25 protein-coding genes and 1 pseudogene are annotated in these 23,913 nt (G+C 57.8%); 10 read left to right on the top strand and 16 right to left on the bottom strand.

The window, feature by feature from the left end:
- Positions 1-110: 110 nt before the first annotated feature.
- The 5 genes from IQ265_RS17245 to IQ265_RS17225 all read right to left on the bottom strand — a co-directional run bounded on the left by IQ265_RS17245 (position 111) and on the right by IQ265_RS17225 (position 4,488).
- A complete protein-coding gene (locus tag IQ265_RS17245) occupies positions 111-818 on the bottom strand; it encodes a microbial rhodopsin family protein (protein ID WP_194055828.1) in 708 nt (235 codons plus the stop codon).
- Positions 819-980: 162 nt separating this feature from the next.
- Entirely contained in the window at positions 981-1,880 is a 900-nt protein-coding gene (locus IQ265_RS17240) for an EamA family transporter (protein WP_194055826.1), read from the bottom strand.
- Between the two features lie 324 nt (positions 1,881-2,204).
- Complete coding sequence (locus IQ265_RS17235; RefSeq protein ID WP_194055824.1) at positions 2,205-3,092, bottom strand: AraC family transcriptional regulator; 888 nt, start codon at positions 3,090-3,092, stop codon at positions 2,205-2,207.
- 140 nt (positions 3,093-3,232) lie between these two features.
- Entirely contained in the window at positions 3,233-3,556 is a 324-nt protein-coding gene (locus tag IQ265_RS17230; protein WP_035986905.1) for a phasin family protein, read from the bottom strand.
- A 224-nt stretch (positions 3,557-3,780) separates the two neighbouring features.
- The gene (locus IQ265_RS17225) at positions 3,781-4,488 is read right to left on the bottom strand and encodes a uracil-DNA glycosylase (protein WP_194055822.1); all 708 of its coding nucleotides are present in this window, start codon (positions 4,486-4,488) and stop codon (positions 3,781-3,783) included.
- Between the two features lie 147 nt (positions 4,489-4,635).
- Between IQ265_RS17225 and IQ265_RS17220 the strand changes: the two genes are divergently transcribed.
- The 5 genes from IQ265_RS17220 to IQ265_RS17200 all read left to right on the top strand — a co-directional run bounded on the left by IQ265_RS17220 (position 4,636) and on the right by IQ265_RS17200 (position 8,418).
- Complete coding sequence (locus IQ265_RS17220; protein ID WP_194055821.1) at positions 4,636-5,514, top strand: S1 RNA-binding domain-containing protein; 879 nt, start codon at positions 4,636-4,638, stop codon at positions 5,512-5,514.
- Between the two features lie 5 nt (positions 5,515-5,519).
- A complete protein-coding gene (locus IQ265_RS17215; protein ID WP_194055820.1) occupies positions 5,520-6,395 on the top strand; it encodes a Tab2/Atab2 family RNA-binding protein in 876 nt (291 codons plus the stop codon).
- Positions 6,396-6,488: 93 nt separating this feature from the next.
- On the top strand, positions 6,489-7,355 hold the full coding sequence (locus IQ265_RS17210; protein ID WP_194055819.1) for a carbohydrate ABC transporter permease: 867 nt from the start codon (positions 6,489-6,491) through the stop codon (positions 7,353-7,355).
- Between the two features lie 15 nt (positions 7,356-7,370).
- The gene (locus IQ265_RS17205; protein WP_228038033.1) at positions 7,371-7,604 is read left to right on the top strand and encodes a metalloregulator ArsR/SmtB family transcription factor; all 234 of its coding nucleotides are present in this window, start codon (positions 7,371-7,373) and stop codon (positions 7,602-7,604) included.
- 238 nt (positions 7,605-7,842) lie between these two features.
- On the top strand, positions 7,843-8,418 hold the full coding sequence (locus IQ265_RS17200) for an SH3 domain-containing protein (protein WP_194055818.1): 576 nt from the start codon (positions 7,843-7,845) through the stop codon (positions 8,416-8,418).
- A gap of 64 nt (positions 8,419-8,482) precedes the next feature.
- Here IQ265_RS17200 and IQ265_RS17195 read toward each other — a convergent pair whose 3' ends face one another.
- The 8 genes and pseudogenes from IQ265_RS17195 to IQ265_RS17160 form a co-directional block, all read right to left on the bottom strand.
- The gene (locus IQ265_RS17195; protein ID WP_194055817.1) at positions 8,483-9,091 is read right to left on the bottom strand and encodes a Uma2 family endonuclease; all 609 of its coding nucleotides are present in this window, start codon (positions 9,089-9,091) and stop codon (positions 8,483-8,485) included.
- Between the two features lie 85 nt (positions 9,092-9,176).
- Positions 9,177-10,499 (bottom strand): annotated as a pseudogene (locus tag IQ265_RS17190) (DUF58 domain-containing protein).
- Positions 10,499-11,473 (bottom strand): MoxR family ATPase, encoded by a 975-nt coding sequence (locus tag IQ265_RS17185; protein ID WP_194055815.1) that lies wholly within the window; start codon positions 11,471-11,473, stop codon positions 10,499-10,501. The pseudogene IQ265_RS17190 and the gene IQ265_RS17185 overlap by 1 nt, the downstream one beginning before the upstream one ends.
- Positions 11,470-12,660 (bottom strand): DUF4350 domain-containing protein, encoded by a 1,191-nt coding sequence (locus tag IQ265_RS17180; protein ID WP_228038049.1) that lies wholly within the window; start codon positions 12,658-12,660, stop codon positions 11,470-11,472. Before IQ265_RS17180 ends, IQ265_RS17185 begins: the two co-directional genes overlap by 4 nt.
- The gene (locus IQ265_RS17175; protein WP_194055811.1) at positions 12,660-13,250 is read right to left on the bottom strand and encodes a DUF4129 domain-containing protein; all 591 of its coding nucleotides are present in this window, start codon (positions 13,248-13,250) and stop codon (positions 12,660-12,662) included. Before IQ265_RS17175 ends, IQ265_RS17180 begins: the two co-directional genes overlap by 1 nt.
- 98 nt (positions 13,251-13,348) lie before the next feature.
- Positions 13,349-13,585: a hypothetical protein gene (locus IQ265_RS28825; RefSeq protein ID WP_278002766.1), complete on the bottom strand. Its 237-nt coding sequence runs from the start codon at positions 13,583-13,585 to the stop codon at positions 13,349-13,351.
- Between the two features lie 73 nt (positions 13,586-13,658).
- Complete coding sequence (locus tag IQ265_RS17165) at positions 13,659-14,021, bottom strand: hypothetical protein (protein ID WP_228038031.1); 363 nt, start codon at positions 14,019-14,021, stop codon at positions 13,659-13,661.
- 95 nt (positions 14,022-14,116) lie between these two features.
- Positions 14,117-14,530 (bottom strand): DUF5367 family protein, encoded by a 414-nt coding sequence (locus IQ265_RS17160; RefSeq protein ID WP_194055809.1) that lies wholly within the window; start codon positions 14,528-14,530, stop codon positions 14,117-14,119.
- 82 nt (positions 14,531-14,612) lie between these two features.
- Here IQ265_RS17160 and IQ265_RS17155 point away from each other — a divergent pair, with 82 nt between their 5' ends.
- Both IQ265_RS17155 and IQ265_RS17150 read left to right on the top strand, forming a co-directional pair.
- Entirely contained in the window at positions 14,613-15,176 is a 564-nt protein-coding gene (locus IQ265_RS17155; protein ID WP_194055807.1) for a TetR/AcrR family transcriptional regulator, read from the top strand.
- Between the two features lie 72 nt (positions 15,177-15,248).
- Positions 15,249-17,102, top strand: coding sequence for a tetratricopeptide repeat protein (locus tag IQ265_RS17150; protein WP_194055805.1), 1,854 nt, complete (start codon positions 15,249-15,251; stop codon positions 17,100-17,102).
- 2 nt (positions 17,103-17,104) lie between these two features.
- Here IQ265_RS17150 and IQ265_RS17145 read toward each other — a convergent pair whose 3' ends face one another.
- The 3 genes from IQ265_RS17145 to IQ265_RS17135 all read right to left on the bottom strand — a co-directional run bounded on the left by IQ265_RS17145 (position 17,105) and on the right by IQ265_RS17135 (position 19,712).
- On the bottom strand, positions 17,105-18,520 hold the full coding sequence (locus IQ265_RS17145; RefSeq protein ID WP_194055803.1) for a hypothetical protein: 1,416 nt from the start codon (positions 18,518-18,520) through the stop codon (positions 17,105-17,107).
- Between the two features lie 300 nt (positions 18,521-18,820).
- Complete coding sequence (locus tag IQ265_RS17140; RefSeq protein ID WP_194055801.1) at positions 18,821-19,447, bottom strand: trimeric intracellular cation channel family protein; 627 nt, start codon at positions 19,445-19,447, stop codon at positions 18,821-18,823.
- A 43-nt stretch (positions 19,448-19,490) separates the two neighbouring features.
- Positions 19,491-19,712: a hypothetical protein gene (locus IQ265_RS17135; RefSeq protein WP_194055799.1), complete on the bottom strand. Its 222-nt coding sequence runs from the start codon at positions 19,710-19,712 to the stop codon at positions 19,491-19,493.
- Between the two features lie 444 nt (positions 19,713-20,156).
- On the opposite strand from IQ265_RS17135, the gene recA reads away from it, so the two are divergent.
- The 3 genes from recA to IQ265_RS17120 all read left to right on the top strand — a co-directional run bounded on the left by recA (position 20,157) and on the right by IQ265_RS17120 (position 23,849).
- Complete coding sequence (gene recA, locus IQ265_RS17130) at positions 20,157-21,221, top strand: recombinase RecA (RefSeq protein WP_194055797.1); 1,065 nt, start codon at positions 20,157-20,159, stop codon at positions 21,219-21,221.
- A gap of 164 nt (positions 21,222-21,385) precedes the next feature.
- Complete coding sequence (locus IQ265_RS17125; protein WP_228038030.1) at positions 21,386-22,174, top strand: tryptophan-rich sensory protein; 789 nt, start codon at positions 21,386-21,388, stop codon at positions 22,172-22,174.
- A gap of 91 nt (positions 22,175-22,265) precedes the next feature.
- Positions 22,266-23,849, top strand: coding sequence for a type II CAAX endopeptidase family protein (locus IQ265_RS17120; protein WP_194055795.1), 1,584 nt, complete (start codon positions 22,266-22,268; stop codon positions 23,847-23,849).
- The last annotated feature ends 64 nt before the right edge of the window (positions 23,850-23,913 follow it).

Below are 23,913 nucleotides of genomic sequence, written 5' to 3'. Positions count from 1 at the left end.
GTACAAGAAATGACCCCACTTGCGGCGCTATGGTAGCGCCATAGCTATTAACCCATTATTAAATGGTTAACGGCTTAATAGAGCGAGGTCTTGATTCTCAGATTCGTCATTTATCGCAGCGCCGCGGTTGGTTTTAAGTCGTTTGCGGTAGCACCAATTTGCTCGACCTTGCTGTAGGTATTGAGCGAGAGAAAACCAAAGCCAACTTTAGACGCTATATCTAAAATGGTGTAAAACATCGTTTCAGAACCTTGGCCAATCGCGTCAATGCCCGTAGGAGCCAAAATCCAAACAATTGGATAGGCCGTCCACAGAATCAGGTGAATAGCGACAAGGCGACCAAATGCCTTTTGGGTGCGGGGGCGGTTGTGCTCGGCCTCGCGCCTGAAGGGCACCACCAGTAGATAGACCGCTGCCAAATAGGCCGCACAGCTAACGACGTACCAAATATAGTTAATCGGGTTGGGGGAAAGCGCTGCCGCCAACCCCGTCGCAATCATGAACGCATTTGTGCCCAGTAAACTGCTGGTCAGCGTCAGGCTAGTGTGGCCCAAGAAGGCAAAAATTAGCAGCAGCAGCGGCGTAGACAGCGACCAGGTAACGTAGCGCACCCAAACGGTGGGGCGATCGTTGACTACGGTTTGGCCTTGGCCTAGCGCCATAGCCAGGTACAAAGCACTGGCAATTAAACAGATAAAAAAGCTGAGCGTGTAGAGCTTTTTCCAGCCTTCAGTTTTAGCGCTGTGGGCACCGAAGCCAAAGAAAACAGCGCCTAAGGCCATAGAAACTACGCCAATCCAAAGCCAAATCTGAGCCATCTGGTTGCAGTTGCCCCTAATAGGTCGCTAACACTGTATTTAATTCACCGCCACATTAGTATTATTCTGCGGATAGATTTAATCAGCTAAGGACGTAAACGCACAAGCCGTTTGAACCCCATGATTAAGGACATCAATGCGGTGTTTGAGAACAGGAAAACACTAGTGCAAGGGACGAGCCTGTTGCCCCAGCAGAACGCTGACCAGCACCACGACCACACCTAACAGCTGCACAGGGGTTAAGGTTTGCTGCAGAAAAAAGTAGCCAATCAGGGTCGCCACCACTGGGCTCATCAACCCAAGGGCAGCGACAGATGAAGTTTTAAGCCGTTGAATGCCGCGAAACCAGAGGGCATAGGCCAAGGCCGTGCCGATTACCCCCAGGTAGATAAAGCCCCAGAGGTTAGTTCTAGACATTTCAGTGATTGGGCCTTCGACAATGAGGGCCACGGGTAGCAGCATGAGGCCGCCGATCGCGAGTTGCCAGGCGGTAAACACAATCAGCGAGACGGGCGGCTGCCAGCGCTTGGTCAACACCGTGCCCAGTCCCATGGCGAAGGCTCCAGCGATCGCCGCCACCAGCCCCACCGCATCTAGCCGAGCGTCGGGGCCAAGCACCAGCAGACCCACACCAGCAAAGCCTGCGATCGCGGCAAAGATCGATCGCCGCCCCGGCCTGTCGCTTAAGAGCAGCCACGAAAACAGCACCACCAGCAGGGGCTGAATGGCCCCTGCGGTGGCAGCCACACCCCCCGGCAGTCGGTAGGCTGCCACAAACAGCAGCGCCTGAAATACACCAATGTTGAGGCCACCCAGCACCAGCATGCGCCACCACCAAATGCCTCTGGGCAGCTTTCGCAGGCCAACAATTAGCAAAACGCCGATGGGCAGCGATCGCAGCGAGGCCACCAGCAGCGGATGACCGGGGGGTAAAAACTCAGTCGCCACCGCGTAGGTCGTGCCCCAGGAGATAGGGGCCAGGGCGGTGAGCAACACGTCGGAGAAAGAGCCGGTCGGAACCGGGGCCGAGGGAGCGATCGCCTCGGCGCGGGGTAAAACCATGAGATAACTCGCACTGGCGAAGTGAACAGCGCTAGACTACCGCTGGTGGTTGGTGGAAATCTTTCCCAAACCTCTGGTCGCTTGTCAATTCTTGCGGCCAATGTGAGAGGTTGCCTGGTTGGTTCTGAATCCTGTTTGGCTCCTCCCCGTAGGGGCAAACGCCGTTTGCCCCTACGGGGTTGCCTGTTTGAATCGGTGTTGTTGAATTCAGATTAGCTATTGTACGAAATCCGACATGAGAAGCCCTGATTCAAAATAGGTTTCCCGTAGAGGCATTGCAGTGCAATGTCCCTACCAATCGGGGGTAGCCAAACATATTTAGGATTACAGCTGCTGGCGGTAGGCTTTGGGGGTCGTGCCCGTGTGCTTTTTGAATACCTTCGTTAGGTGGCTCTGGTTCGCAAATCCACACTCTAGAGCAATATCGGTGATCGGGATTTGCCGCGATCGCAGCAACCGCTGGGCCTTTTCTACCCGCTGCTGGCTGACGTACTGGTGGGGCGCAACCCCCATCGCCTGCTTAAACTGATGGGCAAAGTGGCTGCGGCTAAGCCCTACCTGAGCCGCCATCGCATCCAGGCTGAGCTCCTGACTCAGGTGGGCCTGAATGTACTCCAGCACCCGCTTCACTTGATAGGGCGCTAAGCCAGCGGTGTAGGGGCGAATCGCTGAGGCAATGTTGCAGTAATGGCGCAGCAGGTGAACACCCACAAGAGAGCTCAAGGACTCTAGGTAGAGTTTGTCGCCATAGATGTCACCAAAGCCACTCTGCTCAGTTTCGGTAAGAAATAGCTGCACCAAACTCTCAAGCTTGCGATCGCGGGTCTTGACCACGGGCAGCAGCTCAACGTTTCCAGAGTTCACACCGTCAACACTAAAGGCCACCCGATCGAGAAAGTCAGGTTCCAAGACGATGTGTAACGTTTTGTCGACCGACTGCCAGCGCGTAAAGGCAGACTGCCCCGCCGGGCAGAGGTAAAAATCGCCCGGTTCCATCACGCCGTCATACTCGCCACCCTCGTCAACCTGGGTAACCTGTCGCTCATTTTTTGACAAAAAGAACGTCAGCATATGATGGCTCAGCCCCTGGGGCGCATGTAGCTCGCCCGGCAGGTCGTGGCGATAGTGCACCATTAGCCCAGAGTCGATGGGGATGGAATGATGGGCGATCGCAGGCTTTTTGGCAAACAGGTCTAATGGATCAACGGGCATGCCCTTTCGCTCGCTAAGAAAATCTGGCCTAGCGATCGAACTATCTCATAAGCTCAACGGTACCGCCAATGGCCGTTCTAAAGAGGATTGCCGCAATACAAGCCAGCCAACCTAAAGCCGATCACCCAGCGCGCAACTAGCTACTTCCAAGCGCGATTTTCCAGGTCGCGCACCTGCCGCTCCAGGCGATCGAGGCGACCGCGCAGCTCATCCATTTCGGCCTGGCGGGGCACGCCCAGGTCTTGCAGGGTATTGCGAAACAGCCGCTGAAACTGATCTTCGAGCGCTCCGTTGCCCTCGTTGAGCTGGGCCATCACCTCATCCATGAGCGTCCGCGCCTGCTCGGGGTTGAACTTGCCCTCGCGCACCCACTCCTCGCTCACCTGCTTAACCCGCTCAGCCACCAGGGAAGTAGTGCCCACCCCAATCATCAGCAGCTGGCGTAAAAGGTTGTTGGTATCCATTAAAGTCTCCTTGCTATTTGCGGGGCGCGATCGGGCAGGCGGCAGGCAAGCGATCTGGGGTTTGCCCTGAGGTTATGGCATTTAGAGCCGTACCTCAAACCCTTGACCTTAAACCCAGTTGACCACCCATTTATTCTGTCAAAGATTTCCCTAGCCCCTGGGTATTGAAAGCCGTACCCCCACCTGCCGGATGCCCTCGATCAGATACCTGCAGCCGGCGGCCCTCAACCACTCGTTAGCTCGTCGACCTTGGCCCGCACTGCCTGAATGTCTTGCCACATTAGCCATTTGGGGCTGCCCTTGTCGCGCGACGGGTTGCGCAGCAGGTAGGCGGGGTGAAAGATCGGCATACACAAACGGCCCTCCCACTCCATCCATTCACCGCGAATTTTGCTGATGCCCGACTTGATGCCCAGCAAACCTTTTACCGCCGTGGCACCAGTTAGCAGAATAATTTTGGGATCAACCATGCGAATTTGCTCCAGCAGATAGCCCTTGCAGGCGGCGATTTCTGCCGTGGTGGGTACGCGATTTTCGGGCGGTCGACATTTGACGATGTTGCAAATGTAAACATCCTTATCGGTGTCAAACCGCACCGAGGCCAGAATTTTTTCTAAAAGCTGGCCCGACTTGCCCACAAAGGGCACTCCCTGCTCATCCTCCTGCTGGCCTGGGCCTTCCCCAATAATTAACACCGGAGCGGTAGAGCTGCCCCGGCTAACCACCACATGGGTACGCGTTTCGGCCAGGTCGCAGCGCAGACAGCCCCGACAGTGCGTGCCCAAGGTCTCCAGGTCGGGATAGATGCCGGGGGGAATGGGCACCGACGCACTGGTGGGAATGGCGTCAAAATCGGTGCCGCTGGGGGTTGTCGTGGCTCCAGGTGGAGCGCTTTCACCGGCATTAAACAGGGTAAATTGCTCGTCGGCCATCGGTTGTGGGGGGCTACATCCTTTTGAGTTTTTATTGTAAAGGGTCTCGGCCTTGCCCGGCTGTGGTCTGAGGCCAACGGTACCCTAGGCTGGCGTTGTATAGTAGAAAGCTAGTTAAATTTTGTCTATTGTCCAGGAGCCTCAGCCTTGACTTTTTCCGCCGAAGATTTTGCCAAAGCCCTTGAAGCCCACGACTACGACTTTCAGGTGGGCAGCACCGTGCGGGGTACCGTCATTTCCTTTGCCCCCGATGGGGCCACGGTAGATATTGGCGGCAAGTCAGCGGCCTTTTTGCCCATTCGAGAAGCAGCGGTGCGGGCCATCAGCTCCTTTGAAGGCGTGCTCGAACCCGGTACTGAATACTCATTTCAGGTAATCCGTGACCAGGATGCCGACGGCCAGGTGCTGCTGTCGATTCGCAAGCTGCAGCTCAAGCGGCTGTGGGATAAGCTGGCCCAGCAGGCCGAAGAGGGCGCGGTGCTAGAAGTCAAGGTGACCGGCTACAACAAGGGCGGGGTGACGGTCGATGTGGAGGGGCTGCGGGGGTTTGTGCCGCGATCGCACCTGGGCCGCACCTACGAAAATCTAGAAGATGCCGTGGGCCAGCGCCTCACCGTAGGCTTTTTAGAAGTCAACCCCGGCGCTAACAAACTGGTGATGTCGGCTCGCATTGCCGCCCGCAGCCAGGTGATGAGCACCCTGGAGCTGGGTCAGCTGATTGAGGGCACCGTGGCCAGCCTCAAACCCTTTGGGGCTTTTGTGGAGTTCGACGGCATCAGCGGGCTGCTGCACATTAAGCAAATCAGCAAAAACTACGTTGAGTCGCTACCTGCGGTGCTGAAGGTGGGTCAGCCGATTAAAGCGGTGGTCGTCGGTCTCGATCCCGATCGCAACCGCATTTCTCTCTCGACCAAGGTGCTCGAAAAGTATCCCGGTGAGCTGCTCAAAGAATCTGAGGCCGTGTTTGAAGACGCCGAAAACCGCCTGAGCGACATCAGCCGCATGCTCGGCGACAGTGAGGCCTAACCCCTATGGGCACCGTGTGGGAACTCGACTTTTACTCCCGGCCCGTGCTGGATGAGAACCAGAAAAAGCTGTGGGAGGTGCTGCTCTGCGAGGGCTTAGTCGACAGCCAGACCGACAGTGCCGAAACCTTTCGCTACAGCAAGTTTTTGCCCAGCAGCGAGGTTAACTCAATTACGCTCAAGGGGGCAATTGAGGAGGCGATCGCCGAGGCTACCGGCCAGGGCATTGCGCCCCCCAGCCGCATTCGCTTTTTTCGCTACCAGATGCAAAACATGATTTTGCGAGCCTGCGAAGACGCCGGCCTTCCGGCCCGGCCCAGCCGCCGCACGCTGGCGCTGCAGGGGTGGCTGCGCGATCGCAACCAAACCGTGTACCCCCAGATGGAGGGCTACACCACCGCCCCCTCGCCTTCGGTGGCCGCCCCGCCCCCCAGCCCCCAGCCGCTACCCGATGCCCTGCTGGGCCAGAAGTGGGCCTTTGTCAGCCTGGAGGCCGCCGCCTTTGCCGACCTGCCCGAGTGGGACATTGGCTTTGGCGAAACCTTTCCCCTGGCGCTGGCTGAGCTGGCCCCCGATACCCCCATTCCGGGCCTGCTGATTTTCTCCCCCCGCGCCACGGCTCTAGCCGCCTGGATGTCGGGCCTGGAGCTGGCCTACTGGCGCATCGAGGCGGGCAAAAACCCTGCGATCGTGCTCGAAACTGGGGCCGCCGACAGCTGGATTTTGGCCGGCTTACCCAACCCTAAACTACTCTCCGAGGCCCAGGCCTTTGAAGCCGTTAAGGCCAAGGCCAACCAGGTGCACTTCATTGGCGTTCAGGCCAGCCCTGAGAGCGAATCCTTCGCCGGGTTCTGGCTGCTGCAAGAGCTGCCGCTGGGGTAAGACGATGGCCGCAAGAGAGGTTGCTCGATTCTCAGATCTCCGGGTTCTTGAAGAACCCGGAGATCTAGTCCTTCCTCCCTGGAGGGACTGGTGATGCAAGATTCTAAGCAACCGGCATTCTTTCAGAACCTTAGGAAGTGGCCTCACTGGCGCAACCTGGGGATCTACGCGCTGCTGCTGGCGATCGCCCTGGTGATGGTATTTCCTCTCCTTTGGCTGCTCAGCACTTCTTTCAAAGGGGCAACAGAAAACCTGCTGGCGACTCCGCCCCAGCTATTGCCCCAGCAGCCCACCCTGGCTAACTACCGCCAGGTGTGGCAGACCAACCCCTTTGGCCAGTACTTTCTCAACAGCACCATTGTGGCGGTGATCACGGTGGCGGCCAACCTGCTGCTGTGTTCGCTGGCGGCCTATCCCCTGGCGCGGCTGTCGTTTTTGGGCCGCGACACCCTGCTGGCGCTGATCGTGGCGACGATCATGATTCCATTTCAGGTGGTGATGATACCGCTGTACATTCTGGCGGTGAATTTGGGCCTGCGGAACACCTACCTGGGGCTGGTGCTGCCCTACCTGGCCTCGGCCTTTGGCATTTTTCTCATGCGCCAGGCCTTTCAGGGGGTGCCTAAGGAGCTAGAAGAGGCCGCCCGCATGGATGGCTGCTCTGACCTGGGCATCTGGTGGAACGTGATGCTGCCCGCCACCCGCCCGGCCCTGGTCACGCTGGGGATTTTTGTGTTTATTGGCACCTGGGGCGAGTTTTTGTGGCCGCTGATTTTGCTCGATCGCCCCGAGCGCTACACCCTGCCCCTGGGAGTAGCCCGGCTGGCGGGCAGCTTTTCACTGGACTGGCGGCTGATTGCGGCGGGGTCGATTTTGTCGGTGCTGCCTGCGATCGCGGTATTCATTCTGCTGCAGCGCTACATTGTGCCCACCGAAACGGGGAGCGGGGTGAAGGGGTAGGTGGCAGGGCGCAGCTTGAACTGCAAATTGTGTGCGCCTCAAGACGGGGCAAAAAACGCGACCGAAATCACTGAGGCTACGGGGCTGAGTCAGGCCAATGCGTCTAAGCATCTCAAGATACTGGCCCAGGCGGGTATTGTCAGCCGTCAGCGGCAGGGCGTGTGCGTGTATGACCAGATCGCCAACGACTTTGTATTTGAGTTGTGTGAAGTGCGACTCGCTATCGGTCCAAATTCAGCTGCAGCCTGAGAAAACGCTCACTTAGAAGCCTTTCGACAGGTTTAGGGCAACCGCTGGGCGATCGCAGCCAAAAGTTTCCCGCAACCACTGCGATTCTCGCCATTTCTCCAGGTTAGCCATAGCCCCAGCTTTATCAGTTCCTTAGATTAATCCTCTAGGTTAGTGCTGGTAAACATTTAACCAACGCTTCAGCCAGGCCGTAGCCCATAGCTACGGCGTGGTTTATTTTTGTGAGTCTTAACCAGCTATGAAACTCAAATCCCTTGCCCTTGCTGTCTTTGCTGCCGGTACTGCGATTGGCCTGTCGATGTCAGCCGTCTTTGCCCAGGTCGCAGAGGTAAGTATCGATCTCCTCAACGTGCGATCGGGACCGGGCACAAACTTCGCCGTGCGCGGCACCATACCCCAGGGAACGCAGGCCAAAATTATTCAAACCCAGGGTCTCTGGCTGTACATTGTCACTGGCCCCATTGAGGGCTGGGTCTATTCCCCCTATGTCACCGTTTTAGACCAGCCAGGGCCTGGGGTTGAGGCTCCGGTCACTACCGTTATGGTCTGCAACGGCACCAACCGCACCATAGCCCGCGTGTATCGCCAAAACGGCGACCTGAAGCTGCGGGTGCACGATCGCCTCGACAACCTGACCTGGCTGGACACCCCCGCCCGCATGGAGACCGGAGCTGGGGCAACAAGCTACGTCAACATCAACGGTGAGCAAACCACGCGGGTGCTGCAGAGCCAAAGCTCACCAGCTAACTGCTCAATTCAAAGCAGCAATCGCCCCTTAGAAACCGGTGTGGTAACCGAAATAGAGCAGCCCTAACTTTTCCAATTCTCGCCCGGTTTTGAGGCCGGGCGCTACTCACCATGCTTTTACTCACCATGCTTTAAATCTGGGCTTCTTCCCCTTGCGCGGCGGGCTCAAACTGAACCTTGTTGTAGATATCGCGTAGAGAGATTTCAAGCCCTAGAGATACGAGGTTAAGGACGGTATCTAGCCCGTCGTATTCCTGCAGCATCCACTGTTTTGAGCCGGTTTTTACATAGTGTTCCACATGGGCAGAGTACTGATCGACTAGGGCATATTCCTGGAATGTGGCAATGGTGCGATAGGCGGCAAACTTGTCGCCCCGGTCATAGTTGCGGGTTGATGCTGACAACACCTCGATGATTAACGTGGGGTTGGTGAGGGTATCGCGGCGGCCCGTTTGGTAGGTCAACTCTCCTGCGATCGCCATCACATCTGGATAGGTATAAATTTGGGCCTGGGGAATCCAGAGGCGTTGATCGGCCACAAATACCTCCAAATCTCGGCCTTGCAAACCGATTGTTAGCGCTGTGCAGAGATTGCGGATAATGCGATTGTGGTTCGGCGTACCGCCAGTCATGGGCACGATATCTCCAGCAATGTATTCATAGCGGATCTCAGAGGCTACCTCTAGGTCGAGGTATTCCTCAGGGGAGTAGGTGCGGGAGACCTGGGGCTGGGCAATCATAGAACTTCTCTGAGCAGTTGCAAAATGCCTGAATCAAGCTGACTACAGCTACTCTTCTGATGGTAAGTCATTGTCCATAGACGCCCTACAATCTGCCCTGGCTCTTGATGCGGAGGTAGCTCTCGACCAGCGGGTCTGAGATTTGATGGGCGGGGGCATCGAGCACCAGCACGCCGCGCTTTTTAAGCCGGGCGAAGGCGGCCTCGCGCTGGCTGAGCAAATCTAGCGCCACGGCTCGCTGGTAGGCGGTATCGACCTGGGTGGTAGGGGCATGGGCCTGGCGATCGATCGCCGGATCCCGCAGCGTGATGCAGAAGGGCAGGTGGCGGGGACGCAGGCGGGCCAGGGCCGAGAGCAGTTCAGCGCTGGCGGTTTCATCCACAATGTCGGTAATGATCACCACCAGCGAGCGGCGGTGCTGCTGCTGGGCGGCGTGGGTGGCGGCGGCCAGGTAGTCGGATTCTTCNNKSRCKKSSTCGRYRGSNGTSAGRYGYTYNATMAKMKRCWGNAAGTTGGCCCGCCCGCCTTTGGGGGGTATCCAGGTGTGCAAAGTGCGATCGAACAGGCCTAGGCCAACGCGATCGCCCCGGCTTACCCCCGCCAGCGCCAGGGCCAGGGCCGCATTCATGCCCCAGTCGAAGCGATTTAGCCCCTGCACTTGGGCGGTCATCAGCCGACCGCGATCGAGAAGAATCAATAGGGTTTGCTCGCGCTCCGGTTCCAACACTCGCACCAGGGGCTGGCTGAGGCGGGCGGTGGCCTTCCAGTCGATAAAGCGGGGGTCGTCGCCGGTGCCGTACTCGCGCAGCTCGGCAAACTCGGTGCCCACGCCCATGCGCCGCTTTTGCTTGAGGGTGCCGGTAGCTTGCAGGGCCAGTTTGACAGAAAGTTGATTCAGGCCAATCAGATCGGGGTACACAGCAACGGTTTCGGCGGCGGGTATGGCCCAATCGGCCCAGGCCAGCCCTAGGGGACTGCGCTGCTGAATTTGCAGATCGCCCCAGGGATATTCGCCCCGCTGCTTGGGGTTAACGGTAAAGGTAATGGTTTCGGGTTCCTTGCCGCTGAGGGCAATCGCCAGGGGCATGGGAGTGCCGTCAAAGGTGGTGGGATAGTTGTCGAACAGGCGCAGGCGCACGGGGGTGGAGGATTCTCCATGCAGCGAGATTGGGTTGTCGCGCCCAATGGATAGGCGGTGCAGTGGGTCTCGCTTGATCGTGGCGCGGCGGCTCTTGACTCGCAAGCCATCCCAAAACATGACCGCCAGCACTGCACCGTCAAACAACAGCAGGGCCAGGAGGGCTACGGTGAGCCGGTTGGGATGGTCGAAAAAGTTGGTAAGCAGGGTGACAACAAGCCCGCCCCCCAGCAGCAGTCCGTAGGTGCGCCCGGTGGGGATAATCGCCATTAGCGAGGTACCGCCACGCTGTCGAGCACGCCGGTAATGACGCGATCGCAGGTCAGCCCGTCCAGCTGCGCCTCAGCTCCTAACATAAGCCGGTGGCGCAGCAGGGGCATGGCCACGGCCTTGACGTTGTCGGGAGTGACAAACTCTTGTCCGTTAATCCAGGCGTGGGCCTTGCTGGCCGCCAGCCACTGCACCGTCGCGCGCGGGGAGGTGCCCAGGTCTAGATCGGAGTGCTGACGAGTTTTGTGGGCCAGGGCCAGCAGGTAGTCGAGAATGGGTTCTTGCACGGCTAGGCCTTTAACAGCCCGGCGGGCGGCAAGAATATGGTTGGCGGCAACCACGGGCTTGAGCTGACTGACATCCAGGCGTTTGGCCTCAAACCCCGCCTGGGCATTGAGCAGCATTTGTTTTTCGGCTGCTGCTGCGGGGTAGCCCACCACCAGCTTGAACAAAAAGCGATCGAGCTGGGCCTCGGGCAGGGGGTAGGTGCCCTCAAACTCGAGCGGGTTCTGGGTGGCCACCACCCAAAATAGGTCAGGCAAAGGGTGGCTGGTGCCGTCGAGCGTCACCTGCTGCTCTTCCATGGCTTCGAGCAGGGCTGACTGGGTTTTAGGTGGGGTGCGGTTGATTTCATCCGCCAAGAGAACCTGGGTGAACACCGGGCCTTTTTTGAGGGTAAAGGTGCGGCTGGTGAGGTCAAAGACGTTGGTGCCCGAAATGTCCGACGGCAGAATATCGGGGGTGAGCTGAATGCGGCCAAAGTCGGCCTGAATGAGTCGCGACAGGGCGCGCACCAGCAGGGTTTTGCCGGTACCGGGCACCCCTTCGAGAATGACGTGCCCCCCCGCCAGCAGGGCGACCAAAAGCTCCTGCACGAGGGGTTCTTGGCCCACAACTACGCCGCTAAGGGTTTGGCCAATGCGGGCGATCGCCGCCTGTAGGTCACTCTGTTGATTACTGGGGCGCTCACTCATGGCCGGTGGGGGTCTCCTGGGGGTGTCTCTGGGGCAGTTCTGGGGTAATGAAGGGATTGTACCCGCTTGAGCCAGTCGCGCAGCTGGCTTTCGTTCTTGGCCACGGCAGGATTTAGAATCGCCGCCAGATCGACCTCAGGTCGGCCAGGCTGCTCATTCCAGGCCAGTTGCAGCTGCTCTAGAGGCAGCGGCAGGTCGCCCAAGCCCAGGTTTTTTTGCAGCTGAATGCGCTCAGTCTGGCTAATGGTTTGCACCACAAAGTCGTAGCTGCCGGCCTTGTGCAGCACCCCGGCTAGCGCCTGAATGTAAGCCCAGCTGTTGTCTATCCTGGGGGTTGGCAGCGATCGCCGCCGCCCCAGCCGATGGTTAAAGGCCAGCAGCACCACCAGGGTAACAGCCAAAATTTGGGCCGCGAGAATGAGCAGGGGCGTGCGGGACAGGTAGTCGAGCCAGCTATCGCCGCCGACTTCCGCCGCGATCGCCTCCTCGTCCCGGTAGCCGTGCAGGTATTCGTCAATCCACACCCGCTGGCCACTCCCCGCCACGAGCGCCGTCAGCAGCGCAAAATTGCCGGGCTGATCGAGGTAGGCATTGGCCCCCAGGAAGGGCGTTGCGGCGATCGTCACTGGCCCTGAAGCGATCGCCTGCTGCCAAACCACTGCGCCATACTCGTCGTCGAGCTCAGTGCCCAGCCTTGGGCCTGCGGTGTAGCGGCGGCGGGTATCGATCTGCACCGGGCCAGCTTCGCTAGATAGGGTTTGGGAAAAGGGGGCGGCCGTCGCTGGGGCTTTGACGCCCAGGATTACCAGCTGGTGGCCCGCCTCGACCCAGTCAGGCAACCAGGGCAATAGAGCGGGCAGCTCCGACTCGTCAGTAACCTGAGGCAGCACCGCTACCAGAGTCTCTGGGCCAGCCGCAGGGTTTTGCACCAGGGTAACGGTTGCGTCTTCTGCCCCACCCAGCTGTTCGAGCAAGTCTTTCACCGGGCGCTGCCACCGCTGCACGGCAATACCCTGCTGCTCCAGCGATTCGTACCAGGCGCTGTAGCCCGCTGGACCACGGTGCCAGGTCGAGCCGCTTTCGAGCGGGCTGGCGGTGGGTCTGCCCAAAACCAGCAGCCCCAGCAGCAGAGCCAGTCCCAGCAGGCCTAAGAGTAGGGGGCGACGTTTGAAGGGCAGCGATCGCATCACGGCTGGGCGATCTCCTGGTAAGCGCGGCGGCAGCGCTGGTAGGTTTCTTCGGTCGCCAGGGCCTTACCGTAGACAATGCGCTCGTGGGTGCGAATCAGCAGCTCGTAGGGGCGGCTGGGGGGGGCAGGGATGCAGGTAAGATACTCACCATCGGTACGGCTGGCGCGGTAGAGCACGGTTTCGGTATCGTTAAGCCGGGCCAAACCCGCCATATAGAGGGCTGTGCAGGCGGCAGCATAGTCACCCTGCTGGGCCAGCCGCTGAGCCTCCCGCCACCAATAAGTTGCCTGCTTGAGGGCGGCTTCTGAGGCGGCGGTTTTTGGCGTTACACCTGTTCCTCTGGGCTGGCGCTGGTTCAGATAGGCGGTAAAGCCCCGGTAGACCAACCAGCCAATCCAAAGGGCCAGGGCCGCGACCATTACCCAAAACAAACCTCGAGCCAGGGGCTCGAGCCAGGGCCAGCGAGGTAGCGGGGGCGCATCGATATCGACTTGCGCAAACTGGTACTCCAACCACTCCCCCAGGTTTTGCCACCCCTGACGAACCTGCCAGGCCAGGGAGTTGGTGCGATGGGGGAGGTCAGCCATGAATGAAAATCTGCCAAATCTGGCCCCATTATGGCCCACGGATCGCTCGATCTAACCCCAGCATCCAGGAGGATTCAAGCTAGGGTGCATTGCCAGCCCTACGGTTTACGCGCGATCGCTCTCTCGTAGGCTGGGTCGTGCTCGGCAAAACCCAGCACCAGTAAGCGCTTGGGGGCTGGAGTGTCATAGATGCGATAGACCAGGCGACAGGCTATTCCATTCCAGGTAATCCCTAACACCCGGTAACCCGCTAGTTCTCCCTTTAAGCCATGATGACTGGGCACTCTGCGAGTTTTATGAGGGTCCAGGGCAAGAACCTGTTGATAGCGAGGCAAATCATCTCGAAGCAGCGCAGGCAGATCGAGAAAATCCAGCTACGTCACTCCCTGATGCAGCTGAATCCTGTACCTAATCTTGGTAGCCACGGGCTTCCAGCCATGGGTTGAGCGCGTCTTCATCCACCTCTTCGCCCTCTTCAATTACCGTCACCCATTGGGTAGGGTCGTCGAGGGCTGGGATGCGATCGATCGCCCGCGCTTCGGCGGATCGCTTGACTAGGGACTGCCCAGCCTCGCCATAGTGCTTCCAGATCAAACAATCGACAAAGTCTTGGATAGTGCGCAGCTCCGCTTCTGAGAGGTGCCAAGCTGCTGGTAGTGTGTTCGACCAGGGGGGCCAGAGCGGTGTTTTGTATGGCCTAGGGCGGTGGGGGTACTCAGTGTAGCCAGGAAGTCGAGCGGCAGGATGGGGGCTTTGGAATGGTGGTGGCACTCTCCGAAAGTGCAGAAGGTTTGCCCTAAGGGCGATCGCGGCGATCGCCCTTAGGGCAGCGTCAAAATCAAAAATTACGGCTTTCGTAGGTCGAGCTAGAGCAGTCGCTGAGACCCAGTCGCTCGCACTTCTCTAGTTGCCGTGAACCAGGCAAAGCTCAATAAAATCGAGTACCCAGAAAATAGGAATGCTGCGTAGCGGCCAGCGGTTTCGGGCTGCATATTGCTCATCAACCCGGCAAAGCCCGCCAGAACGGGGATTTCGCCGATCATTCCAGGTAGTGCGATGCAGACCGCCCCTTGCAACCAGTCTTTGGCCTCAACGCGCCGCCACCGCATCAGCCCGACAAAGACCAGCGTGTATAGCCCACCAGTGCTCGCAACGTTCAGCCAGTACTCCACAATCGAGCGTTCAAAGAAAACGGAGCCCACCTGCCGATAGGCCGCAGTAGCTGCCGCCCAAATGCCAAACCCAACTAACACGAGGCTCAAGCGATCTTTTGTGTTCATAGGATTACCTGCAAGAACGATGTTAACGTAATAGCTATTACATTAATGATTAATGTAATAGCTATTACGTTAACTGTCAATCATGAGTCGTCCCACCGAACCCCAAAAGAAAGCAGAGCTGGTAGAAAAGTGCCTGGAGGTGGCCATTGAGGCAGGCGCGCTGGACGCTAGCATTAACGCGATCGCCAAGCGCATCGGCACCAGCGGGCGCATGCTGGTCTACCACTTTGGCTCAAAGCAAGAGCTAGAGCGCCAGGTGCTCGCCCGGTTAGAGGTGCGTCTGCGCGAACAGCTACAGTCGCTGCAAAACACAGCCGTAGCCGATGCCGACACCGTTGCCGAATCTCTGCTGGCGATGTGGCAGCACTTTACCACCCCAGAGATGCAGGGCTGGCTGAAGCTAACAATGGATCTCAACCTGCGGGCGATGCAGGGCGATACCGAAACTCAGCGATTCCTGGAGCGCGAAACCCAGCAGTGGGTTGAGTCACTGACGGCGCTGACGGGGGATGAAGCGGTAGCGCGATCGCTGTTTCATCTATTTCAGGGGGCTATCCTCGACTTTCTCACTACCGGCAACGCCCAGCGCGGCGAGCAGAGCATTAGGGCGTTTGTGGAAGGCATGCGATCGGTAAACACTTCCTAGCTCCGTCAAACGCTCAACTTCGCTAATTAGCCAGATAAGATACTCTTTAGGGTGCAAAGTAGCTTATCTGCAATGAACTCTCCTCTGCCTCGCCCTCTGCCGTCGTTAGACCCGCTGATTGATGCTTACGAGTCTGCCATCACCCTGCTAGAAGGTATGGCTACTGACGAGGCAACCACCGAGGTATCACATCAGCTGGTGATGGATGCCCTGCTGGCGAGAGATGCAGTAGAAAAAGTTCGTCAAGACAGTGAACAATCTGCCGCCAGCCCTCTGCCCACGGGAGTTTATGCTCGGTTAATCAAGCTCGATCAGCGGCTTAAAAGAAAAACCGATCTGATTGTAGCCCACGGCGATTTAGAGAATTCTCGCCAGAGTATTAACCCCAGTGCTCAAGCCTGGTGGTGGTTTTTAGCCCCTGTTCCTAAAGCTGCCAAACAGCATGAACAAGATCGTTTTGACTGGGTTTGGAATGGCCTTACCGTGGTCTTTTTAGTTACCGCGACCAGCTTTGCGACCAGCACCGCCAAAGCCTTTTCAATTCAGGGTTTTGATGTATTAGGGCTATTTAGCAGTTTTATTCAAGGGGCAGGCTTAGCCGTCGTCGCTGGCGGAGCCTTTACTGAAAAAGGGCAGCGGGTGGTGCAAAATGCCCTGCGAAGCGTCAATATTCCTAGCCATCACCATGCTGAGGCAACCTGTTTGCTGTCGGCCAGTTTGCTAACCGTGTCGTTCTTGGGTTACTCAAACCTGTACCGACTCGGCAACCTGTACTACGTCTGGGGCCAGGGAGAACGCGATCGCGGCGATAATATCTCAGCATTTCGCACCTTTCAAACAGTTTTAGACTTTGCCCCCAACAAAAAAGAGGCCTACTCTGCGCTAGGCCAGGTTGCCGAAAAAATGGGTCGCCTAGACGAGGCTGCCACCTACTACGAACAAGGTCTAGCCCTGTCAGATCCAGCTTCCGCGTTAGGAATGGCTCGATTGGTGCTGCTTACTACTCTCAAGGAAAGCGGCTGGACAGCACCCATGGACAATCAAAAAGTTCGCGAAGTTGAATTCTTTCTGGAGCTAGCCTCTCAATTTAATTTGGGTTTTGACAAGGCTGGCAACCCTGTAGAAGTGGTCGATGTCGTCATCGATCAGCAGACTCACTATGGATTACTGGAGCTAGCTAAAATAGACTTTCAAAGCATTCGCTCTGCCCCTTCTACCAATAGCCTAACGGAAGAGCAAAAGCGATCGATTCGCAAAACTCAAACCCACCTCAGACAGGCGCTCACTCATTTTCAAATAGCCCATTGGGAAGAGTCGCTCACCCTGGCCACTCAGCGGCCAGAAGACACCCAACATCTTTTAGAGCTAGCCCTACAGCGTTCTCGATGGGTACACGACCTCAGAACATTTCAGATTGCTCCTCACCTGTCTCAGGATGAGGAAAGACTGCTGAGCCGTGCCGTTGATCAAGTGTCTGAAGAACTCAGTTTTAGCCCAGAGTTGGCCGAACTCGCTCAGCTTTTAGAAACATTTTCTTACCAGGAACGAACGTATTTGATCGATAGATTTGTGGGCAACCTGCCTGCCGATCACCAAAAAAGGCTGAAAGAAAATCTGGCCCTAGATCTGGGCAAGCCGAGATGCTATATCGCCATCATTTTTTTGATTGATTTTGCCATTGATGACTATTTGGCGACGGGGGCCAAAGATAAGGCTCGCCGACTTGACCTGCTGCGATCGCGGCGGCAGTTTAGCGATCGCGAATGCGGCAGTACCGAAGTTGCTACACAATCAGTGACACTGGCTTCGCCTACCTCTGCTCCGCCCCTCAATCGGCTCGACCTCTATACCCTCAGTATCCACGAAAAATCATTGATGAGTGAACTTCTGAGCGTTCCAGAACCCCTATTTCCAGCTGTCGAATAGCATCAAGCTGGCCGTCGCCAGGTTCGCCACCAGGGCCGTCGAGGCGGGTCACTGCGACGGCGCGCGGGTTGACACACTCGACTATTGGCCGACGATAGGCACACCTCTGACTTGCTCCGCGACAGCTGTTTGACAGCGCCCAAGACCTGGGCTGGGGCCGCGATCGCAGGTCGATCAGCGCCGCCGCTGGCCTGATTTTCGAGGCCATACACCAGCGTATTGTTGTCGAGATCACAGAGATTAGTGCCGGGCCACAGAACGGGTTCCAGGTGCTCCACCCGGTTCGGGTTGATAAACACGGCGCGCACATCGTGGATGCACTGGTCAGTGGTGTCCACAAAGGCAACCTGATCGGCGCTGCCGGGGGCAATGGCGCGAGACTCCAGCAGGTTATAGCCCCAGGAGGTGCTTTGGGGCGGGGTAATGTAAATTTCTTGAAGCACCAAATTTTTGTCTGTGGTGCTTTGGTCAGTGGCATTGACAATGGTAAGGCGGCGGGGTTCACCCCGCTGGGGCTGGCCAAATGTAATCTTGTCGCGATCGCACAGATTGACGCCCAGCTTCTTCTCCTGCTGGCCATTGGCAAAGGTCGCGGTGATGTCATACCGCTGAATGGTGGCACAGCTCAAATCGGCTGTATCCGTCAAAATCCAGGCTTCTGTTTGGGGCCGAACGGCATAGCTACCCAGCAGGCCCACTTCCCTGAGAAATCGCTCGTCACAGGTGCCATCGGTACAGTTTCTCGACGATTCAACGCGGGTGCTCCTGCCTTCGCTCAGGCTGCCATTATCCGATGGTTCAAGGTCAACCTCACCATCCATTTGCGCCAGTTCGTACAGGGCTTCGTAGCAAACCTCGCGCACGGTCGGTGAGCTAAATTGTTCACACAGGGCCGCCTGTGCATCGCCGCTGTCAGAATTTTGCTCGGCCTCAGGATCGGGTTCTTGCCCCTCCTCCGCTGGGCTTTGCTCGGCGGCAGGGGTTTGCTGATTCAGGCTAGCGCCCTCGATCAGAATTTCTTGAAGGGCACTGGTGGTGCCGTTAAACACCACCAGTTTGCCGCCCTCGCTCTCAGGTGAAAACAGGGTGTAGGTACCGCCGTCGATCGCGCAGACATTGACGCTGTAATCAGCGACAGATTCGCCATCGCTAAACACGCTTAAAAAGTCGTAGTCGCAGTTGCCTGGCGATCGCTGAAATAGCAGGGAGCCCCTGGGCTCAACCGCCTCTCTCCCCAACCGATTGGGGCCAAAATTAGTCTGACCAGAAGGTACTGCGTACAGTCCAACCAGCGGCTTTGGGGTTTGATTAACAATTTTGACCCCAGTCTCCTGACCAACCACTGAACTACTCAGCAATAGCGTTGCGGGAGCCAGGACAAACGCTGAAAAAATGCAGGACAACCGTTTCTTGTTCATAGATCGCGATGCACCCCAAGCCCATATGACGATGTTTCAAACATACAGGCCCGCAGCGATCTAGGCGATCGCAGCGGCGATGAAATTAACACTATCTAAAGAAGCTGAGCCTGACAAATTGCCGCCTGCCGAAAGCCGTCAGAACCACTCGCTAGCCCAGCACACCCTCATGATCCCCAATTCTCAGGGCTGAGAATATCTGTCGAACATTCCTAGGTGACTAGGTTCTAAGCTAACAGCTAACAATACTGATCAGCTAAACTGATTAGCTAAAGTTTTGCAAAATGCCAGCATTGAAAACTAAGGGTTGTCCTCGCTGAGATCGATTTTGAGGGTCAGTCGCAGGGGCAAAAACAGCTGCCAGCGAATGGCGATCGCCCGCATGCCAAAAATTACTCCCATGGCCATCAGCCGACACAGCGGCGACGCCATCTCCTGTAGCAGCACCACATAGAGAATGCTCCCCAGCATGATCGGCGTTGCGTACAACTCCCGCGACAGCAGCAGCGTCGGGCGATTGGTCACCACATCGCGAATAATGCCACCAGCAATGCTGGTGATCAGCCCCATTACGACTGCGACAGCAGCAGGGTAGCCAAAGACCAGGGTTTTATCGATTGCCTGTACCGCAAACAGGGCTACGCCCATGGCATCCAAATACGACAGCAGGCGAGGCGGCAGCTTGAGAATGAAGCGGATACCAATAAACGTGATGAACGAGGCCGCTATTGCCACCCAAAAGGTCGTTAAATCTACCAGCCAAAATACGGGCACATCTAAAATCACGTCCCGCAGGGTGCCGCCGCCAACAGCGGTGAGCAGTCCCACAACCACAATGCTAAAAATATCGAGGCGCTGACGGGCCGCAGAAAGCACGCCAGACATCGCAAAAACGACAACCCCCACTTGGGCAAGAACGTATTCCATTGGGTTAACGCTGCCGGGTAAGGCGCACCAAAATACCCGCCAATTATCCCCTATTGCCGCGATCCGGCTCTGCCCCGGTAGAGTGGTGAATGAACAGACGACCAGCGGCGATCGCCGCTTCGCTGCTGGGGTAGACTTCGCCGTCGTTGAGCACGGCCAGTTCGGGGTTAATCACCCAGCAGCGGTACCCCAACCCCTGGTGGTACGTTACCCCAGCCACCCAGCCAGGGAATACCGAAACATGAATTAAACGACCTGTATCCATCGGTATTGGCCCCTTTAGCCTGTGACTCAATCCGTGCCTGATAGGGTTAACGCCATCTGAAGCTCATCGGTGCTATTCGGTCTCTGGTCAATCTGACCTGGCTCCGCATTTACAGTAGGCCGCACCCCAACCTCGCCAAACGCGTTTGCTGGTTTGCGCCTCTAGGACTACCTAATTTGGTTCAAGAGTACTATACTAATCAAGCAAAGACAACGCCCAGTCAACAACGCCTTTTCACCGCTTCAACACGTCAGGCCTACCTCCCTTAAGTAGACAGACCTGAGTAGACCTTTTAGCCCCAGGACGACTACACTTCTCAGCCGAAGTGGGGTTTACTAGGGGCATCGTTTGAACCACGGCCCCAGGCCAAACCCATCCTCTGCATTCGCCCGCCCCGCTACCAATTCGCCCACGATCGCAAGTCCGTTTTATCCCCAGGCAGCTATGGCATCTAAAAATAACGACGTTACCGAAAAGCAAAAAGCTCTCACCATGGTGCTCAGCCAGATTGAGCGCAACTTTGGCAAAGGCTCGATCATGCGCCTGGGCGAAGCCAGCCGCATGACGGTCGAAACTATCCCCACCGGAGCCCTCACCCTCGACCTCGCCCTGGGGGGCGGTCTACCCAAGGGCCGCGTGATTGAGATCTACGGCCCCGAAAGCTCGGGCAAAACCACCGTTGCCCTCCACGCGCTGGCCGAGGTGCAGCGGGCAGGCGGGGTTGCCGCCTTTGTAGATGCCGAACACGCCCTCGATCCGGTCTACGCCAAGGCCCTGGGGGTCAATATCGACGAGCTGCTGGTGTCGCAGCCCGATACGGGCGAAATGGGTTTGGAGGTGGTCGACCAGCTGGTGCGATCGGCGGCTGTTGACGTGGTGGTGGTTGACTCGGTGGCGGCCCTAGTACCTCGCGCTGAAATCGAAGGCGAAATGGGCGATGCCCACGTGGGTCTGCAGGCCCGCCTGATGAGCCAGGCGCTGCGAAAAATTACCGGCAGCATCGGCAAGTCGCAGTGTACGGTCATTTTCTTGAACCAGCTGCGGCAAAAAATCGGTATTTCCTACGGCAACCCGGAGGTCACGACCGGCGGTAACGCCCTCAAGTTCTACGCCTCGGTGCGGCTCGATATTCGCCGCATTCAAACCCTCAAAAAGGGCACCGAAGAGTACGGCATTCGGGCCAAGGTCAAGGTGGCCAAAAACAAAGTGGCCCCGCCCTTTCGCATTGCCGAGTTCGATATTCTCTTTGGCCAGGGCATTTCGACCATGGGCTGTCTGGTCGACTTGGCTGAGCAAACCGAGGTCATTACCCGCAAGGGGGCTTGGTACAGCTACGAGGGCGACAACATTGGCCAGGGTCGCGACAACACTGTGCAGCGTCTGATCGAAGATGCCGCCTTTGCCACCAAAGTTGAAGCTCAGGTGCGCGAAAAGCTCTCAATCAACGGTGCGCCAGTCATCGTCGAAGAGCCAGATGACGAGGCCGACGACCTGCTTGAGGACGAGTAAGGGCAAACGGCCTTTTGCCCCTAGGAGAGACGTTGATTCCCTGATTCATACCTGTGTTCAGCAGCGTCTCTACCTTTGCCTCCGGTAGTTAGACTCTGACCGGGGGTAGTGGCGCTAAAGCCCCACTCAGGGGAGGATAGAGCGACGCTACCTACCGCAGGCCTATGGATTCTCCCCAACGCGCTAACTCTGGCACTGGTTTGGCGATCGCCACCGCGATCGCCGTTGTGGCTGCCGTAGTCTTCAATACCCTCTTCAACCGCTTTCCCCCTGGGGGACGGAGTGTGGGCGAAATTTCCAACACGCTCTTGAGCGAGGTGCTGATTACCCCCGCCAGCTATGCCTTTGCGATTTGGGGCATTATCTACCTGGGCCTGTTTGCTTACGCAATCTATCAGTTTCACCCCGAACGGCGGCGAGAGCCCTTCATTCAGCGGGTCAACGGGCTGCTGATCGCGGCCTGTGTTGTACAGACCATCTGGATTTTGCTGTTTACCCTACAGCAGTTTGGCTGGTCAATTTTGGCCATGCTGGCGCTGCTGCTGGCGCTAATCGGCATTTATACGACGCTGAATATTGGCCGCGAGCGTGTGTCCCGGCAGCGGCGCTGGATGGCTCACATTCCCTTTAGCCTTTACCTGGGCTGGATCTCGGTCGCCACGATTGTCAACGTTGCCTCTGCCCTCTACGTTTCGGCCTGGAACGGCTGGGGGATTTCGTCGGTGACCTGGACGGTGGCGATGATTGTGGTGGCTGCGCTGATCGGTGCAGCGATGATCTATACGCGCCGTGATGTGGCGTTTACGCTGGTGTTTGTGTGGGCCTTTGTGGCGATCGCGGTGCGCCAGAGCGATATTCCTGCGGTGCGGTGGACGGCGCTGATTATGGCCGGGGTGTTGCTAACTGGGCTGGCCTTAGCCAAATACGCCCTGCCCAAGCCTGCCCATTCCTAGCCAGGGCGATCGCCCGCCGTTCACCCTCCGGTAAACCCAGTGGAATAATGGGAGGAAGTGTTTTTCGCTGCTGACCTTTAATCACCTGCCCATGACCCCTGAACCCGAATCGACCCGACCCTGGCTGTCTATCAAACGCCTGATTTTAATTATTTTGACAGCCCTGGTGGGGCTGGTAGTGGTGCAATCGCTGCTGAGCAGTTGGAAAGAGCCCCAGGTAGCCAGTCGCCTGCAGCTGTATCAAACTGACCTGCTGCTGGAGGGCAGCACCTGGCAGGGGGAGGGATTGCCCACCGACCAGTGGCCCAGGCTGCGGGAGGGGCTGGTGGGCAAAGACCCCGTTGCCACCGCCCAAAAACAGTACGAAGAGGTGCGCCAGCAGGCCGCTGAAGGGCTGGCCGAAGGGCGATCGCTCAAGGCCGAAGCCGCTGCGCCATCTAGCAATTCCTTAGCCGACGAAGCCAATGCGGGCAAGCCCCTAACTCGGCGGCTGCAAACCGCGCTCACCCAGCAAGAGCTGCTGATAAATCGGCTGGATGTTCGCCTAGGCTTGATGGAAGCTTACCAGGGTAAGCCCGAGGCCGCGATCGCCCGCTGGCAGCAGGTGCGCGACAGCGAAACCGCGACGGCCTCAGCCCTGCGCACCGCCGACACGCTAATTCGGCTGTGGCAAGACGACCAGGCCGCCCCGGGGGATGATGCCTGGCTGCAAGAGTCGCTAGACGGCTGGTTCGAGTACCGCGCCCTCGAAAAGGTCTACGAGATTCAGGCGCAGACTGAGGGCGGCCCTGATCGTCTTGCTCAGCTTCAGGCCCAGGAGCAGGCGACCGCTGAGAACCAACTGGTCAAGCTGGTGCTGCTGAGCACGGTACCGGCTTTGGGGGCCGTGATTGGCCTGGGGCTACTGATTTGGCTGGGGGCTCAGCGGGTGCTGCGGGGCAGCCAGTCGGTGCTGCAACACAACGCCGGGCGCGGCTGGGAGGTGCCCTGGACGGCTGAAACCATCTGGCAGGTTTTAATTGCCGGATTTTTCTTTGTGGGGCAAATTTTGCTGCCCCTGGTGCTGGGGGGCCTGGGTCTGGGCGGAGCGGGGCTCAGCAGTCGGGGCAAGGCCATTTTTTCGCTGGTGTATTACCTGCTGATGGCGGCGGGGTCGTTGGGGGTGCTGTGGTGGTCGATTCGCTCCTACAAACCAATTCCCAAAGATATGTTTCGCATCAAGGCTTCAAGGTCGGGGCTGCTGTGGGGTCTGGGCGGCTATTTTGTGGCCCTGCCGCTGATGTTTGGCGTCGCCCTGCTCAACCAAAAGATTTGGCAGGGGCAGGGGGGCAGCAACCCGCTGCTGCAAACGGTGCTGGAAGAGCAGGACGGGGTGGCTCTGCTGGTGTTCTTCGTGACGGCGGCGATCGCGGCTCCCCTGTTTGAAGAAGCGCTATTTCGCGGCTTTTTGCTGCCCTCGCTAACCCGCTACCTGTCGGCAGGCTGGGCGATCGCCCTGAGCGCCTTTATTTTTGCCGCCGCCCACCTGAGTTTGTCAGAGGTGCTGCCGCTGACCGTGCTGGGGGCCATACTGGGGTTTGTGTACCAGCGATCGCGCAACCTGCTCTCGCCCATGGTGCTGCACAGCGCCTGGAACAGCGCCACCATGCTGGGCCTATTTATCTTGGGCGGCTAGAGGGTTCAGGGTATAGGGTTCAGGGTTTAAGGACTGTAGAACAAGGTATGAGGTTTAGAGTTGA

The sequence above is a fragment of the Nodosilinea sp. LEGE 06152 genome (assembly GCF_015207525.1).
Classification (GTDB): Bacteria; Cyanobacteriota; Cyanobacteriia; order Phormidesmidales; family Phormidesmidaceae; genus Nodosilinea.
The sequence above is the reverse complement of the archived record's forward strand: the minus strand, read 5'-3'. Positions and strand labels throughout refer to the sequence as shown.

Excerpts from the sequence above, each read along its gene's own strand:
- IQ265_RS17245 (WP_194055828.1), bottom strand. The coding sequence starts at position 818 with ATGGCTCAGATTTGGCTTTGGATTGGCGTAGTTTCTATGGCCTTAGGC.
- IQ265_RS17240 (WP_194055826.1), bottom strand. The coding sequence starts at position 1,880 with ATGGTTTTACCCCGCGCCGAGGCGATCGCTCCCTCGGCCCCGGTTCCG.
- IQ265_RS17235 (WP_194055824.1), bottom strand. The coding sequence starts at position 3,092 with ATGCCCGTTGATCCATTAGACCTGTTTGCCAAAAAGCCTGCGATCGCC.
- IQ265_RS17230 (WP_035986905.1), bottom strand. The coding sequence starts at position 3,556 with ATGGATACCAACAACCTTTTACGCCAGCTGCTGATGATTGGGGTGGGC.
- IQ265_RS17225 (WP_194055822.1), bottom strand. The coding sequence starts at position 4,488 with ATGGCCGACGAGCAATTTACCCTGTTTAATGCCGGTGAAAGCGCTCCA.
- IQ265_RS17215 (WP_194055820.1), top strand. The coding sequence starts at position 5,520 with ATGGGCACCGTGTGGGAACTCGACTTTTACTCCCGGCCCGTGCTGGAT.
- IQ265_RS17210 (WP_194055819.1), top strand. The coding sequence starts at position 6,489 with ATGCAAGATTCTAAGCAACCGGCATTCTTTCAGAACCTTAGGAAGTGG.
- IQ265_RS17200 (WP_194055818.1), top strand. The coding sequence starts at position 7,843 with ATGAAACTCAAATCCCTTGCCCTTGCTGTCTTTGCTGCCGGTACTGCG.
- IQ265_RS17195 (WP_194055817.1), bottom strand. The coding sequence starts at position 9,091 with ATGATTGCCCAGCCCCAGGTCTCCCGCACCTACTCCCCTGAGGAATAC.
- IQ265_RS17185 (WP_194055815.1), bottom strand. The coding sequence starts at position 11,473 with ATGAGTGAGCGCCCCAGTAATCAACAGAGTGACCTACAGGCGGCGATC.
- IQ265_RS17180 (WP_228038049.1), bottom strand. The coding sequence starts at position 12,660 with ATGCGATCGCTGCCCTTCAAACGTCGCCCCCTACTCTTAGGCCTGCTG.
- IQ265_RS17175 (WP_194055811.1), bottom strand. The coding sequence starts at position 13,250 with ATGGCTGACCTCCCCCATCGCACCAACTCCCTGGCCTGGCAGGTTCGT.
- IQ265_RS17160 (WP_194055809.1), bottom strand. The coding sequence starts at position 14,530 with ATGAACACAAAAGATCGCTTGAGCCTCGTGTTAGTTGGGTTTGGCATT.
- IQ265_RS17155 (WP_194055807.1), top strand. The coding sequence starts at position 14,613 with ATGAGTCGTCCCACCGAACCCCAAAAGAAAGCAGAGCTGGTAGAAAAG.
- IQ265_RS17150 (WP_194055805.1), top strand. The coding sequence starts at position 15,249 with ATGAACTCTCCTCTGCCTCGCCCTCTGCCGTCGTTAGACCCGCTGATT.
- IQ265_RS17145 (WP_194055803.1), bottom strand. The coding sequence starts at position 18,520 with ATGAACAAGAAACGGTTGTCCTGCATTTTTTCAGCGTTTGTCCTGGCT.
- IQ265_RS17140 (WP_194055801.1), bottom strand. The coding sequence starts at position 19,447 with ATGGAATACGTTCTTGCCCAAGTGGGGGTTGTCGTTTTTGCGATGTCT.
- IQ265_RS17135 (WP_194055799.1), bottom strand. The coding sequence starts at position 19,712 with ATGGATACAGGTCGTTTAATTCATGTTTCGGTATTCCCTGGCTGGGTG.
- recA (WP_194055797.1), top strand. The coding sequence starts at position 20,157 with ATGGCATCTAAAAATAACGACGTTACCGAAAAGCAAAAAGCTCTCACC.
- IQ265_RS17125 (WP_228038030.1), top strand. The coding sequence starts at position 21,386 with ATGGATTCTCCCCAACGCGCTAACTCTGGCACTGGTTTGGCGATCGCC.
- IQ265_RS17120 (WP_194055795.1), top strand. The coding sequence starts at position 22,266 with ATGACCCCTGAACCCGAATCGACCCGACCCTGGCTGTCTATCAAACGC.